Annotated in this window: 11 protein-coding genes; 4 read left to right on the top strand and 7 right to left on the bottom strand. The window is 37.2% G+C overall.

The window, feature by feature from the left end; genetic code table 11:
* Nucleotides 1-280: 280 nt before the first annotated feature.
* The 7 genes from J2786_RS01150 to J2786_RS01120 all read right to left on the bottom strand — a co-directional run bounded on the left by J2786_RS01150 (nucleotide 281) and on the right by J2786_RS01120 (nucleotide 10353).
* Nucleotides 281-3865, bottom strand: a complete 3585-nt coding sequence (locus J2786_RS01150) for a choice-of-anchor L domain-containing protein (RefSeq protein ID WP_047432403.1) — start codon at nucleotides 3863-3865, stop codon at nucleotides 281-283.
* Between the two features lie 168 nt (nucleotides 3866-4033).
* On the bottom strand, nucleotides 4034-6394 hold the full coding sequence (locus J2786_RS01145) for a T9SS C-terminal target domain-containing protein (protein ID WP_047432407.1): 2361 nt from the start codon (nucleotides 6392-6394) through the stop codon (nucleotides 4034-4036).
* Between the two features lie 193 nt (nucleotides 6395-6587).
* Nucleotides 6588-7133: a DUF1003 domain-containing protein gene (locus tag J2786_RS01140; protein WP_047432411.1), complete on the bottom strand. Its 546-nt coding sequence runs from the start codon at nucleotides 7131-7133 to the stop codon at nucleotides 6588-6590.
* A gap of 11 nt (nucleotides 7134-7144) precedes the next feature.
* Complete coding sequence (locus J2786_RS01135; protein ID WP_047433357.1) at nucleotides 7145-7915, bottom strand: TIGR02757 family protein; 771 nt, start codon at nucleotides 7913-7915, stop codon at nucleotides 7145-7147.
* Between the two features lie 7 nt (nucleotides 7916-7922).
* On the bottom strand, nucleotides 7923-8837 hold the full coding sequence (locus tag J2786_RS01130; protein WP_047432413.1) for a ribonuclease Z: 915 nt from the start codon (nucleotides 8835-8837) through the stop codon (nucleotides 7923-7925).
* A gap of 68 nt (nucleotides 8838-8905) precedes the next feature.
* Nucleotides 8906-9481 carry an RdgB/HAM1 family non-canonical purine NTP pyrophosphatase gene (rdgB, locus tag J2786_RS01125; RefSeq protein ID WP_374710462.1) on the bottom strand — a complete coding sequence of 192 codons (576 nt, stop codon included), beginning with the start codon at nucleotides 9479-9481 and terminating at the stop codon, nucleotides 8906-8908.
* A gap of 41 nt (nucleotides 9482-9522) precedes the next feature.
* Nucleotides 9523-10353 carry a CPBP family intramembrane glutamic endopeptidase gene (locus J2786_RS01120; protein ID WP_310023654.1) on the bottom strand — a complete coding sequence of 277 codons (831 nt, stop codon included), beginning with the start codon at nucleotides 10351-10353 and terminating at the stop codon, nucleotides 9523-9525.
* Nucleotides 10354-10461: 108 nt separating this feature from the next.
* On the opposite strand from J2786_RS01120, the gene J2786_RS01115 reads away from it, so the two are divergent.
* The 4 genes from J2786_RS01115 to J2786_RS01100 all read left to right on the top strand — a co-directional run bounded on the left by J2786_RS01115 (nucleotide 10462) and on the right by J2786_RS01100 (nucleotide 14990).
* A complete protein-coding gene (locus tag J2786_RS01115) occupies nucleotides 10462-11166 on the top strand; it encodes a hypothetical protein (protein WP_047432417.1) in 705 nt (234 codons plus the stop codon).
* 1 nt (nucleotide 11167) lies between these two features.
* Nucleotides 11168-11878: a hypothetical protein gene (locus J2786_RS01110; protein ID WP_047432420.1), complete on the top strand. Its 711-nt coding sequence runs from the start codon at nucleotides 11168-11170 to the stop codon at nucleotides 11876-11878.
* 214 nt (nucleotides 11879-12092) lie between these two features.
* On the top strand, nucleotides 12093-13688 hold the full coding sequence (locus tag J2786_RS01105) for a peptide chain release factor 3 (protein WP_047432424.1): 1596 nt from the start codon (nucleotides 12093-12095) through the stop codon (nucleotides 13686-13688).
* A gap of 360 nt (nucleotides 13689-14048) precedes the next feature.
* Nucleotides 14049-14990 carry a DUF4349 domain-containing protein gene (locus J2786_RS01100; RefSeq protein WP_047432427.1) on the top strand — a complete coding sequence of 314 codons (942 nt, stop codon included), beginning with the start codon at nucleotides 14049-14051 and terminating at the stop codon, nucleotides 14988-14990.
* The last annotated feature ends 219 nt before the right edge of the window (nucleotides 14991-15209 follow it).

Below are 15209 nucleotides of genomic sequence, written 5' to 3'. Positions count from 1 at the left end.
TGTTTCAACAAATTTAATTTTTTTTTAAATATCTCACATACATATTTATATTTTTTACTACAAAAAAACAAAATAAGAACGTCTTAAAGCAAATTTTCATTAATCTATTGATATTCTAAGCAACCCTAAATAGTGTGGTAGCATTGTATTATAAATTATTTTACCATGGTGCATGCATATTTTAAATAATTCACAAAGCACCATAGTGTTTATTATTAAAAACAACAAAATCTTTCATTACTGAAAGATTTTGTTGTTAATTTTTTATTCTGATAAATATTTAGTTTCTGTTCTTTAAAAGAATCCAACCGGAGCGCTGTTCCATTTTTTTGCTTGCCGGATTTTCCCACTGTACCCTGTACCAATAAGTAGCAGTAGGAAGATTAATTCCTTTTAAAGATCCTGTCCATATAACATTACCCTTACTGGCTTTGAATACTTCAGCTCCGTATCTGTCGAAAATAGAGGCTGCGAAATCTTTGTATCCGCTTATTCCAGTGAAGTCAATTGTATCATTTACCCCATCCATATTTGGCGTAATGGCATTACTGATAATGAATGTAAAGTAATCCAGTGAAGTACCACATTTGGCACCTTTCACTCTTACCATTACAGAATACATCGTGTTATTCAAAACACCTGTAAACACATTGGATGCCTGCCATGTTAACCCTCCGTCTATAGAATATTCTAAAGTTCCACCTGTAGGATTACTTGCAGTAAGCGTAAGAATATGGTTGTCATAAACAATATTGGTAAACTGTGGCAGATCCGGATTGATCAGTTGTGCAGAGAAAGTTTTAGAACAGACTCCATTACTGATTATTACAGAATATGTTCCGGGAATATTAGTGGTTATGGTTTGAGTGGTTGCTCCTGTACTCCATACATAAGTATAGTTCGGTCCTGCCCCGGCATCCAGAGTTCCTTTATCTCCGGCACAGACAAATACATCTTTTAATGTAGAAACAATTGCCGGAACCACCTCAATGGTAACCTTAGCCGGATTCACAGAGCTACATCCGTTTCCTCCTAATGCATATACGGAATACTCTGTGGTTACTGTAGGAGTAACAACCTGTGTGTTTCCGTTTCCTGTAAGACCTACCCAGTTATAAGTAATTCCTCCGGTCGCAGTTAATGTCACAGATTCACCTTCACAAATTTTTAATTTAGATGCGGTAAGGCCTGCTATTGGCGGACCAACCTGAACTGTAACAGTTGCCGGTGTTGCAGAAATACATCCGTTTGCTCCGACAGCAAATACTGTATACACAGTAGTTGTAGTAGGTGAAACAACCTGAGTATTTCCATTTCCTGTAAGACCATTGCCCCAGTTATAGGTTACCCCCCCGGAAGCAGTTAATGTTACTGATTCTCCTATACAAATACGCGGTTGTGATGAAACTAATGCAGCAACCGGTTGTACTTTATCTTCCTGAACTGTTACTGTTGCAGTAAATGTACAACTTAGGTTTCCTGGTTGTGATACATTAGTAACTGTTAAAGTATATGTTCCGCCAGCACTTACAACAGGGGTAAGTGTATTACCTCCTGAGACAATAGTTCCTCCTGCCGTTGTCCATGCAATGGTAGACCCTGCAGGTACAACAGATGTTGAAGCATTGATCGTAATCTGTGGAGTTGTACATGTAATTGTCTGTGGTGCTGCTATGGTAAGAGTCGTTTGAGCCGTACTTAATAATTGAAGAGATACTACATAGCTGCAGCCTCCATTACTTACTAATACATAAATAGTCTGACTTCCTCCCGGAGGTGTATACGTTGTAGGCGTTACAATAAAGTTTCCGTTAGCCGCGTTGGCATCAGCCTGACTGATATAGTAAGTAAAAGTTACTCCTGCAGTAGTTGTGATCTGAGGCTGAGCTTCAGTAAGATTATAAGTTAATCCTGGCTGATAACACTTATGAAGTATTGCATTTTGTGCTGTAAAAGGTTCCGAAACTTCTATTGTTATCGTTGCAGGGTTTTGAGAGATACAACCATTGGCGCCCACTGCTGTTACCGTGTAAGTAGTGGTGACAGTAGGTGAAACAACTTGTGTACTTCCGTTTCCTGTAAGACCATTACCCCAGTTATAGGTAGCCCCGCCTGAAGCGGTAAGTGTTGTAGAATTTCCTTTACAGATTTTTATTTTGCTGGCTGTAAGCCCGGTAACAGGCGGAGCGCTGTTTCCTGTTACGGTGACAGTTCCTACCGCTGTACAGCTGATATTTCCAGGCTGATAAACTTTTGTTATGGTTAAAGTATAGGTTCCGGCAGCATTAATCACAGGATTTAAAGTAGTACCTCCTGAAACAATATTTCCTCCTGTAGTGGTCCAGTTGAAAGTAGCTCCTGCCGGATAAACGGAGGCTGATGCATCCAATGTAGTCTGAGAGTTGTTACAGGTAAGCACTGCCGGAGGGGCAATGGTAGGTACCATCTGTGGAGCTTTTACCAGTTGGAGTTGTGCTACTTTTGCACAGAAACCATTGGCTACTCTTACATACACCGTTCCACCTGCACTCTGATGAGCTGTTGGATTAGGAATTGTATTGGCATTTCCTGCATTGGCATCTGCCAAAGTAGTATAATATGAAAACACGGCTCCCGGAGTAGTACTTATGGAAGCTTGTGCAGATGTTAAATTAAACGTTGCATTTCCGGCAGCATAACAGGCTGTCAGTGTAGCATTCTGGACTGTAGGAGATGTTCCGCCTACCACAGTGATAGTGGCCTCTCCCGGACAGGTATTTCCCTGGATGAAAACCTTAACGGTGTATACCCCTGGTGCTGTTGCCGTGTAACTTACATTGGTAGCTCCTGCAATCGGAGTGGTCCCCTGATACCACTGATACGTTATATTAGGCCCCTGTACAGAAGCTGTAAAAGTCTGTGGTGTATTATCACACATATTAACAGAGTCAGGAAGCTGCACGCCAGCCGGATCCAGAATTTTCACTCCGATATCAAATGATCCTGCTTCAAGAAATACGGCTGAATCAAAGTTCGGATCCTGATAATCTGCAAGTACAATTTTAAAATGATAGGTTTCTCCAGGAATTACAGTTGCTTTTGCTGTAAGCGGAATGGTGCGTCCATTAAAATTGGTTTCGATCTGAGCGGTATTGGTACCTCCGTAATAAGCTTCATTTTTAGGTCCGCAGTTTTGATATTGAGGGTGGATATTGGTTACACTTACAGGCCCTGCTCCTCCCGGAAGCACTGCAAGATTGGTATACGTAGGATCAGATGCTTTTTTTAACAGTAAGGCAAAACCGTCTGTAATAGTACATGGAAAGTTTTGCTGATATTCTTTAGAAGCAAATAAATATCTGAAAGTAATTTCAGTAGAAGCGGCTACAAAGTCGAATTCTATAGAAGTAGCGTTGGTTAGGTTATTATTACCGATTGATAAGGCATTCGCCAGATCTACATCTCCTCCTGTTCCCAGATCATCACTTAAAGTTCCCTGAAAAGTATTCCCGGCTTTATTGGCATAACCGGTTGAAAGTATAATTCCCTTACTGAAAGGAAAATTAGTATTTGATTTATTAAAATATCCCCAGCTTCGGTTCTGATTGGTAGCAGACACGTTGGGAGAAACGGTTACATTGCTTACCGTTGAACTCGTACAAGTGCTACCTCCTGATATAAGAACATCATTGATCAGCTGAGTTATAGGATAGCCGGATTCCGGGTAGCTTGGTGCATTTACATCTATAAAAACACCTGCCCTTAAAGAAGCAGCTTTAGGTTTTGCAGCAATTTCTACCCTTCCTTTATTTTGAGCCAAAACAAAGTTTCCTATGAAAGCTAAAAATAACGCTAAAAATAAATTTCCTCTCCTCCTATTTAACATTTTATATTATTTTGAACAAAAATACTATTTTTTTTGATTGAAATTCAAGTTAACACAATTTACATTATTACTAACGCAAATTTATTTATATTAGAATATCAACTCTGTTTATTTTAAAATAATAAAAAAAGACTGACAAAATAGTCAGTCTTTCAGTTATAGTTTAAATTATTCTATATTTTTAAGTAATATCCATCCTGTTTTTACAGTAAGTTCTTTACTTGCAGGATCTTCGAAGGTTACCTGATACCAATAGGTAGAAGTAGGAAGCTTTTTGCCCTGGAAATATCCGTCCCAATATGGATTGATCTTCGCTGCTTTGAACACTTCTCTTCCGTAACGGTCGAAAACCTGTCCGCTGAAATCTTTATAGTTAACCACCCCGCTGAAATCAATGGTATCATTAATATTATCACCGTTTGGAGTAATTACATTTTTCATCACGAATGTAAAGAATTCAAGGAAACCTACACAGCTGGTAAATTTGACCCTAACTCTGATCGAAATGATTTTATTTTTAGGTACATTATTAAACACATTGGAAGACTGCCATGTAACTCCGTTATCTACTGAATATTCCAGGATACCATTACTTGGATTGCTTGCTGTAATGATCATTGTTCCACTCTCATTATAATCCACTTTTATCACTTCAGGGATTACGGCTTTAATAACTTCGGTTTTGAATTCTTTTGAACACACTCCGTTACTGATCGTTACCGAATAGACTCCCGGAGTAGCTACTGTAATGCTCTGACTGGTTTCACCAGAACTCCACTGATACGTATATCCGGGGCCTGAACCTGCATCCAGAATGATTTTATCACCCTGACAGATATGTCCTCCTTTTAAGTTGGAAACGATAGCCGGAACTACTTCAATGGTAATACGTGCCGGCTGAAGAGATTTACATCCCTGTGCTCCAATAGCATATACCGTGTATGTAGTTGTCTGAGTCGGGCTTACCGTTCTGATTCCTCCGGTAGTGGCCGCTGAATCACTCCATTCATACGTTACACCGCCGGTAGCTGTTAATACTACGGATTCACCGGCACAGATTTTCAATCTCGGTGCTGTAACCAGTGCTGTTGGTGTTTCTTCTTTTCTTAATGTTAAGGTCGCAATTTTACTACAGAAAGCGCCATTGGAAACCAATACATATAATATCTGACCATCTGTTCCGGGATAGTTGGTAAGATTGGTGATATAACTGTTATTTTGAGCCTGTGCATCGGCCTGATTCGCATAAAAACGGAATACTGCTCCTTGTGTTGTACTGATCAGAGGTTTTGCTGTTTCCAGATTAAAACTGGTAATGGCCGGTGTCGTACAGAGTTTAAGTTCAGCATTCTGCACGGTAGGACTCGTTCCTCCAATAATGGTAATAGAGGCTTCACTTGGACACTGATTCCCCGGAACCATCACTTTTACAGTATAAACTCCTGCCTGGGTAGCTACATAAACAGCGCTGGTTGCTCCTGGAATAGCCACTCCATCTTTATACCACTGATAAGTCATTCCCGGAATTGCTGCGACCTGTGCCTTTAACTGCTTTGGTGTATTATCACACATGTTGATAGTACCTGGTAACACAACTCCTGTTTCGTCTACAATTTTAATTCCTACGTCGAAAGATCCTCCTTCTAAGAAAACTGCAGAGTCATGAGACGGGTCTTTGGCATCTGCCAATACCATTTTGAAATGATACGTTTGTCCTGGGATTACATCTGCTACAGCTGTTAAAGGAGTTGTTCTTCCAAAATAATTGATTACTAAATGCGGATTTGCCAGTGCTCCAAAAAAAGCTGCATTGATTGGCCCACAGCTGAATCCATTTCCTGCAGGAACAATATTGGTTGCACTTACAGGTCCGGCACCTCCCGGCAATACTGCCAGGTTAGTATAGGTAGGATCTCCAACTTTCTTTAATAAAAGAGCAAAGGCATCAGAATACCCCAGACAAGGATAATCCGAAGTATATTCATCAGAAACGAATATGTAATTAAATTTCACCTGGTTTGAATTCGGAACGAAATCAAACTCAAGGGCTACCGCATCGGTTAAGCTTACATTGGCTCCGGTAGCGGCTACAAGATCAGCATCACTTCCTGTTCCTACTGATTGTCCTACAGCTGATACATAGTTATTACCAGCTTCTGAAGCGTATCCTGTAGTAAGGACAATCCCATCCGTAAAAGGAAAATTGGTTGTTCCTTTATGAAAATAACCCCAGAATCTGTTGCTGTTTGTTACATCATGATTAGGAGATACCGTAACGTTGGTAACATTGGCTGTTGTACAGTTGGTACCTCCATTGATCAAAATATTCTTTACCAATTGCTCGGGAGTATAATTTGAAGGGGTGTAAGGTGGTACATTCACATCTATAAATGCTCCAGCCCTAAGCGCCGCAGCAGAAGGTTTTATTCTTTCTGATTTTCTGACAGGCCTCGTTTGAGAAAATGCAGAAACGGAAATCAATAAAAAAGAAAAAAGGAAAAAATAGTTTTTTAGTCTATAGATTAACATTTTGTTTTCATTTGTTCAAATGTAGCAAAAATAATTATACCAAATCAGCCTTTAACATTACTATTTTATAATCTGACAGGTAGATTCACAACATTTTTTTCTTATTATTACATTTTCCGCAAATCATTTTGAACAGAAATTAACCCATAAAAAAACAGACCAACGTATTGATCTGTTTAAACTTTAACTGCCATTATTCCGGTTCTTTATCATCTTTTTTCAACTGGTCTATTTCATTCTGCAACTGAGAGATAATATCTTTTAAGGCTTTTATTTCGTTTTTGTTCGAGCTTACATTGCTTTTGAGTATTACATTTTTTGCTCTTTCATTATGATCTTCTTCATCTTCGTCTTCGTTGATTTCCTCAATATCTTCCTGGATATCTTCTATATCTTCGTTGATCTCTTCAATGTCTTCACTGATTTCTTCAAGATCTTCCTGAATATCTTCGATATCTTCACTGATCTCCTCAATATCCTCCTGAATATCTTCAATTTTCTCGTGGCTTTTATTCACAGACATCTGAATGAAGATCGCAAGATAAATAGCTTCCAGAGAAAGTACCGTAGTCAGAATAAGAAGCATTTTATCAAAATCAACGATATCCAGCATCGGAAGTAAAAACGAAGTAACGAACAGCAATGTATGGACAATCAGGGACTGAATAGATCCTATCCATGAGGTAATGCTGTCGGCTATCTTCTCAAGAACTTCTGTTTTTTCATTATATTTTTTCATCCTTTATATTTTTACAACAGTTCCTTTGTCACTCCTAATCCAAACAATGCAAAGTCATATTTTGCAGGGTCTTTTTCATCAAATTTTCTGATGGCGATATCCAGTTCCTCTACCGTTTTCCAGTCATTCTGTGTTCGCGAAACCAACCCTAATTTTCTGGAGATATTTCCGGTATGCACATCCAGAGGAATGGAAAGATATTTCTGATCTATATTTTCCCATATTCCAAAATCTACTCCCCGTTTATCTTTACGCACCATCCATCTTAAAAACATAATAATTCTTTTAGCAGAAGAATTTTTATAAGGTGAACTGATATGTTTATGACTTCTGTGTTTTTCCGTTTCCAGGAAACCACTTCTGAATCTTTCTATGGCGTGGAGAAAATTATTCTCAGATTGTTTCACTTCAAATAAACTTTCCAGACTTTCATTTTCTTTATAAATTCTGTTAAACTGTCTGATAAAATAAAAAAAATCCTGCCCATTAAACGTTCTGTGAATACTTTTATCCTGAAGCATTTCCAGATCTTTTTCACCATAATTCATTACAAAATCATAGGGAGAATTGCCCATAATATCAAGCATTTTATCTGCAGAATTAATGATCGACTTTCTATTTCCCCAGGAAATTGTGGCGGCCAGAAATCCAGCAATCTCAATATCCTGTTTTAAGGAAAAACGATGCGGAATCTGTATCGGGTCATTTTCAATAAAATCAGGAGCGTTATACTGATCTGCTTTTTCGTTGAGAAAATCTCTGAGTTCTTCAAATTTCAACATATTCATTCTAAATCTTTACACTCTCCAATGCTTTTGGTAAAAATGTGTTGGGAAATATTTCTCTCGCTTCATCCGTAAATACTGTCAGATCTCCATATCTATTGGAAAAATGGCCTAAAATCAACTTTCCAACCTGAGCTTTCTGAGCAATGGTAGCAGCTTCCAAAGCCGTAGTGTGACCGGTATAATCTGCCATTTCTTTCAGATCATGCAGGAATGTGGATTCATGATAAAGAACCGTTACATTTTTAATAATAGGAATCACACTTTCCAGATAACGGGTATCACTGCAAAACGCATATGATACCGACGGAGCCGGGTCAACAGTCAGTATTTCATTTTTAAGAACATAGCCATCGCTTAATACAAAGTCTTTCCCTGCTTTGATATTGTGATAATCACAGGTTTCAATTTCACTGTACTTCGCAATCTCTTTCATATTAAGATGCCTGTCTTTTGGTTTTTCTTTAAAAAGATACCCATTACAGTAAATCCTGTGATCCAACGGAATAGTATATACTTCTATTCTGTTGTCTTCATATATTTTTTCAGAATAATCTTTATCCAGTTCATGATAAACCACTTCAAAACCACGATGGGTTTCTGTAATCTGAAAAATGGTTTCCATCATCTTCTTAATTCCTTTAGGACCATACACATGCAAAGGCATATCTCTTCCTAAAAGCCTGAAAGAAGCTATAAGTCCCGGAAGCCCGAAACAATGGTCTCCATGAAGATGGGAGATAAAAATATGATTGATTTTTGAAAATCGTGCTTTTGCCTTTCTCAACTGTACCTGAGTGCCTTCTCCACAATCGATCAGGAAGAGTCTTTCTTCCATTTCCAGCAGCTGTGCTGTGGGTGATGTGTTGATGGTCGGAATCGCAGAGTTAAAGCCTAATATTGTTAAATAAGTACTCAAATCAATAATTTATGATAACAAATGTACAACAGAAAATATAAATAGGGATTTCACCCTGATATTAAAATTTAATCAGTTACTTTTAAAAAATCCATAAATAGGTCTAATGCCTGTTTACGGTGACTGATTTTATTTTTGTCTTCGGGATCCATTTCAGCAAAAGTTCTTTCATAACCTTCAGGAACAAAAATCGGATCATAACCGAAGCCTTTGAAACCTTTATTTTCTGTCAGTAAATTTCCGTGAACTCTGCCTTCAAAATATTGAGCGCCATTTTCATCATAGTAACACAGAACCGTCACAAAATAAGCTTTTCTGTTTTCAATGCCCTGCATTTCTTCCAATACCTTTTCGATATTTTTTGCAAAATCATGATCTCCGGCATAACGCGCTGAAAAAATCCCGGGTCTTCCGTCCAAAGCTTCCACTACCAAGCCGCTGTCATCTCCCAGACTTGGAATTCCGGTCTTTTCAAAGCAATATTTCGCTTTGATCAGGGCATTAGCATGAAAAGAATCGCCATCTTCCACAATTTCATCGTGAATATTATAATCGGTAAGGCTTTTCACCACGCAATCACTTCCAAGGATCTGTTGAATTTCTTCTTTTTTGTGTTCGTTGTGTGTAGCTACTAATAATTCCATTTCTATACTCATTTTCAATTTTACTTTTTTAATCAGATTACTTACATCTCAGCATAATGCACTTTATACTTTTTCATAAAGAGATAATAGAACAGAGAGAAAAGTACAATTCCAACAGCTAATACAAGCCATTCCGAAACATGAAGCACTTTTGCAAAACTCTCATCTTTACCATACAGAACCAATAACGACAGTGTTAAATTATTAAATGCATGCAGCAATATCGGCATCAGTAAAGATTTTGTTTTATGATAGACCAATCCCAGTACACAGCCCAACATTACAGCGCTGATAAACTGCCATGGATTTCTGTGAACTACTCCAAAAATAATGGAAGCATACAGAATCGCTTTCCAGGGTTCTACTCCCTTATTAATCAATCCTTTCTGAATAATTCCCCTGAATATAATTTCCTCAAAAATCGGAGCCATGATTACGGTCATGATAATCATGACAACAGGATTATCTGTCAATTGGCTCATCAGCTGGGTAAAATATTCATAAAAATCTCCGAAAAAAGGCCCTGTAGTTGGGATCTGAGCGGCTACAAATTCGGAAATAAACATCATTCCCGCCATCATTGGAAATATGAGGAGATAGGTTGAAAAATTAACTGATGATAAGTTAAAGTTAAGTCTCTTTTGCGTAGTACGTCTTACAATGAAAAAGTCAAAAAAGGCAATGGCAGTAAGGAATCCTACAGAATTCGCCACCATCAGAAACCAGTCTTTCAATTCAATATTTTCCCTGAAAACCAATTTCCAAAAAGTACTGAATAAAGAAACAGCCATTGTTCCCACGAATAATCCAACTACCAAGACAACACCGCCCAACCATGTAAACGTAAACTTCGGATATTTGCTATTTTCCATCCTTTCTCTGTAAAAGTTTATGAAAAACAAAGATAATTTTTTTGACTGCTACAGGCAACTAAAAAAGGATTTTCTTATTTTCGTTCCTTTATCCATGAACATCACAAAATGAATACAGAATCTCCGTTTCAAAGAATTGAGTCTACAACCAACAGATTAATGACTGTTGTTCTGAATGGGCTTTTCTTTGTAATCTTTATTCCTTTCGCTTTGATTTTCATTGCAGGTCCTGCTTACGGAATTTATAAAAGAGGATTTGAAGCTATGCTGTACCCTGCTCTGATCGGCTGGGGGCTTTCATTTCTGATTCTGATTCCTGTTATCCGCTATTTTATGATCAAACGGAAAAAGCCAGCCCAAAAAATTGTAGTTGACGAAACCGGACTTTTATTCTATAATTCAGCAAGTGAAATTGCAGATCAAATTCTTTATACAGATCTCCGGCCTTCAAGACAGAATTTTGATATTTATACAGTCAATCCGGTAGGATCAGGTATTGCTCCTTTACTGGAAATAACAATCTTATCAGAGAAAAAGGAAGAAACTACCAGACGTATTGATATGAATCTTCCTTTGAAAGTGGTAAGAAATAAATCGATTTTGTATGCCCATTTCCTGCAGGGCATTGTTACTTTCCGCCCTGATTTAACGATAGATCCTTTTGTTTTCCGGAGCTATTCTATTGATACGGAAACATGGAAAGTGAACAGCAAAGGGATTTCTCCGGGAGGCTGGCTTTTATTTCTCGCTACCCTTGTTATGACTGCGCTTATATGCGGTTTTGTTTTTTTATTATCTGAAACCAAAAATTAAAATGACAGAAAAATTCCAGGCCATAGAATCCAAAATCAATAAACCTGTTACCTATTTTTTTATGGGGATTATCTGGATCGCTATCATTCTGATTATTGTGATAATCGGGGTCATTTTCGGTCATATTTACAATCATTTCAGACAATATTTGGAAAATGATCCCGGGATTTTTTTCACATTAATTATTGCCTTGCTTCTTCTTATATTTTGTGCTATCGCTTTGATAATGGCTTTAACGTACAGAAAAAAACAAAGAATCCGAAAAGCAGTTGTGGATGAAAAAGGAGTTACTTTCTATAACAATCAGAATACAATCATTGACACCCTATTATATGAGGAACTTCAGTCTACTCAAAGTTCTTCTGACGATGTATTTGTCCTCAACACTCAGACCGTAAAGTACGGCAAAACGACATTGCAAATTTACCAGAAAGACAGAACAGGTAAAATTATACAAGCCCCTGTAGATCTTAATTTGCAACTGGTTATTGTAAGCAACCAATATGAGCTGTACCGTCATTTTCTTAAAGGCATTCAGCATTTTCGTCCCGATCTGAAAATAAGTCTGCAGACTATTGAGCAGTACAATCTTAGTTCAGAACCGCAAAAAACCGAATTTGGGATATTTGAATATGTCATGTCTGCTATTTTTATCCTTGCTGCAGCAGGTTTGATTTACGTTTTTACTTTAGTCATAAAGATTTTGTTTTAGAGTGAGAAATTCATCCTTAATCCATGTACTTTTCCATGTATAGTATACTTCAGATTCTGTAACTTTTAAGAAGAAAAAATGAGTCATTATAAATGGAAAACCACTGTTTCTAAAACTCTTTTATTCACCTACTCTACAACCTGATAAGCATTGTTGTCATTTAAATTTGAAAACCTCGTAAAAAATCACGATTTTTGCAACTTCAAAATACGATATGTCAGACTTAATCAAAGAAATACAAAAAAGAAAGACCTTCGGGATCATTTCCCACCCGGATGCCGGAAAAACAACTCTTACAGAAAAGTTACTTCTTTTCGGGGGAGCGATCCAGGAAGCGGGTGCGGTAAAATCCAACAAAATAAAAAAAGGAGCTACCTCCGACTTTATGGAAATTGAAAGACAGAGAGGAATATCTGTAGCAACTTCCGTATTGGCTTTTGAATACAGAGACCACAAAATCAATATTCTCGATACTCCTGGTCACAAGGACTTTGCGGAAGATACCTACAGAACATTAACTGCTGTAGACTCCGTAATTGTGGTGATTGACGTTGCAAAAGGGGTTGAGGAACAAACTGAAAAACTGGTTCAGGTTTGTAGAATGAGAAATATCCCGATGTTGGTATTCATCAATAAACTGGATCGTGAAGGTAAGGATGCCTTCGATCTTTTGGATGAAGTAGAACAAAAATTAGGATTAACGGTTTGTCCTCTTTCTTTACCAATTGGTATGGGAAGTGACTTCCAGGGAATTTATAATATCTGGGAAGACAATATTCAGTTATTCTTAGAAGAGAAAAAGCAGAAAGTTGGAGATTCTATTAAGTTTGATGATATCAATGACACTTCTATTGATGATGTTATTGGTGAAAAAGCGGCAAAAACTTTAAGAGAAGAGCTGGACCTGATCCAGTCTGTTTATCCTGAGTTTAACCGTGAAGATTATATGAAAGGAGATCTTCAGCCGGTATTTTTCGGATCAGCTTTAAATAACTTTGGGGTACGTGAATTATTGGATGCTTTTATTGATATTGCTCCAATGCCACAGCCCAAAGAAAGTGATACGCGTCTGGTAAAACCTGAAGAAAGCACTTTCACAGGATTTGTTTTCAAAATCCATGCGAATATGGATCCTAAGCACAGAGACAGGCTTGCTTTCGTAAAGATTGTTTCAGGAACCTTCAAGAGAAACGAAAATTACTTATTGGTAAGAGAAGGCAAAAAAATGAAATTCTCCTCTCCTAACGCGTTCTTTGCAGATAAAAAAGAAGTGGTGGAAGAAAGTTTCCCTGGTGACATCGTTGGTTTACATGATACCGGAAGTTTCAGAATCGGAGATACATTGACTGGTGGAGAAAAATTAAGTTTCAAAGGTATTCCTAGCTTCTCTCCTGAACATTTCCGTTATATCAATAACAATGATCCGTTAAAAGCTAAGCAATTGGCGAAAGGTATTGATCAGCTGATGGACGAGGGAGTTGCACAGCTGTTTACGCTTGAAATGAATGGAAGAAAGATTATCGGAACGGTAGGTGCCCTTCAGTATGAAGTTATCCAATATCGTTTAGAACATGAATATGGTGCAAAATGTACTTATGAACCGCTATCTATGCACAAAGCTTGCTGGGTAGAAGCTGATGAAAAGTCTGAAGAATTCAAAGAATTTGCAAGATTAAAGCAGAGATTCCTGGCGAGAGATAAATACAATCAACTGGTATTCCTTGCAGACTCTTCTTTCACGATTCATATGACGCAGGAGAAATTCCCGAATGTGAAATTACACTTCATCAGTGAGTTCAGAGAAAATTAAAAAGTAAACAGACAAAATCGCTAAAAGTCGAAATTGTTTATCCTATAGATCCGCAGAAGTTTTCTGCGGATTTTTTTATGATAGGGTATGAAACCACCCCGTCAAAAATTCTTTTGAATTTTCGCCACCCCTCAGAAGGAGGAGAATTTTCAGTTTTCCAAACTGCTATTGAGTAAAAAGACAAAGCTTTAGAATAATTTCAATACCTCAAATTCAGAAAAACGCTTTGTAAATCTTTTGTAAAACAAATACAAAACACTGAAAATATAATAGTTACTATTTTACCAGCACAATACATTCTATTTACAATCTTTACAAGAACTTCCCTTCTAATTTTACTTCATCAAAAAAATTAATGTTATGAAAAAGTTCATATTACTCGCTGCCGTATCGGGCACTTTCATTATGTGTAAAAAAGCAGAAGCTACACAGGATAAAATAAATGAAGCAATCCATTCCGCAGACAGCGCTGCCACAGTGGCTACAGAAACCATTGATCATGTCAGTAAAACAGCAGACAAAGTTCTGGATTCGGCCAGTATTAAAATAAAAGATTTTGAAAATACAAAAAATGACATCCGGCAAAAGATAGAACACACCTCCAAAATGGTGGACTCTTTATCTGATAAAATAGCTGCTACAAAACTGGAATCCAAAATAGAGAAAAAGGATTCTATGGAGAAAAGATCTGAAAAAATTGCAGTAAAAGCTCCAGCCCCAAAGGTTAAAGAAACCAAAATTATTTACAGAGAAAAGCCTAAAAATGACAGCTATGAACTGAATATGTCCAAAGATAAAATGGTAAAATCAGGATATTTGGTGATAAGAGCAGAAAATGCTGAAACGGTGAAGGAAATTATCCGAGAGGAAGCTAACAGAAATAACGGTTATATCAAAAGTGAAAATCTGTCCTATGTGGAATCAGCAAGCCCTGATGGAGAAGACCAAAAAGTATACAGTCTGGATATCAAAGTTCCTATGCAGCATTTTGATGGCTTAATGGAGGATATCAATAGCAATGTTGGAGATATTGATACAAAAGATATTCAGGTTTCAGGGCGTAACTATATGGACAATGCGATCTGTACGATCAATGTAAATATCAGTGAAAAAGCTAAAACAGAAACAGAGCCTAAAACTTTCGGTGGAAAATCACTTGCTGCCATTGAATCCGGCTGGGATGTTATTACTTCCATATTCCTGTTTATCCTACCCTTATGGCCTTTATTCCTGATTGCCGGTATTGGATATTATTTCTATAAAAAGAAGAATAAAAACATCGTTGATAATGATTCTCATTAGATTTTTAATATTTTTTTAATGAGGTTTGGAATTGATTTTCGATTCTTATATTTAATTTTATCAAATATTCAACGAAAGTGTTGTTTATTATAAAAATTACTCTTAACTTTAAGTATAAGCAAAATGTAAAGAATCTTCGATAACACGAGGTTCAAAGATCAATTTGGAAATTTTATTTCATATATTAATATTTTGTGATTTGGTGTAAAATAAGGCCCT

It is taken from the genome of Chryseobacterium vietnamense (genome assembly GCF_031454475.1).
Lineage (GTDB): Bacteria > Bacteroidota > Bacteroidia > Flavobacteriales > Weeksellaceae > Chryseobacterium > Chryseobacterium vietnamense.
Note: the sequence above shows the minus strand (reverse complement) of the source record. Positions and strands in the feature narration are given on the sequence as shown.

Coding starts and splice junctions, on each gene's coding strand:
- J2786_RS01150 (WP_047432403.1), bottom strand. CDS start 3,865: ATGTTAAATAGGAGGAGAGGAAATTTATTTTTAGCGTTATTTTTAGCT.
- J2786_RS01145 (WP_047432407.1), bottom strand. CDS start 6,394: ATGTTAATCTATAGACTAAAAAACTATTTTTTCCTTTTTTCTTTTTTA.
- J2786_RS01140 (WP_047432411.1), bottom strand. CDS start 7,133: ATGAAAAAATATAATGAAAAAACAGAAGTTCTTGAGAAGATAGCCGAC.
- J2786_RS01135 (WP_047433357.1), bottom strand. CDS start 7,915: ATGTTGAAATTTGAAGAACTCAGAGATTTTCTCAACGAAAAAGCAGAT.
- rdgB (WP_374710462.1), bottom strand. CDS start 9,481: ATGGAATTATTAGTAGCTACACACAACGAACACAAAAAAGAAGAAATT.
- J2786_RS01120 (WP_310023654.1), bottom strand. CDS start 10,353: ATGGAAAATAGCAAATATCCGAAGTTTACGTTTACATGGTTGGGCGGT.
- J2786_RS01115 (WP_047432417.1), top strand. CDS start 10,462: ATGAATACAGAATCTCCGTTTCAAAGAATTGAGTCTACAACCAACAGA.
- J2786_RS01110 (WP_047432420.1), top strand. CDS start 11,168: ATGACAGAAAAATTCCAGGCCATAGAATCCAAAATCAATAAACCTGTT.
- J2786_RS01105 (WP_047432424.1), top strand. CDS start 12,093: ATGTCAGACTTAATCAAAGAAATACAAAAAAGAAAGACCTTCGGGATC.
- J2786_RS01100 (WP_047432427.1), top strand. CDS start 14,049: ATGAAAAAGTTCATATTACTCGCTGCCGTATCGGGCACTTTCATTATG.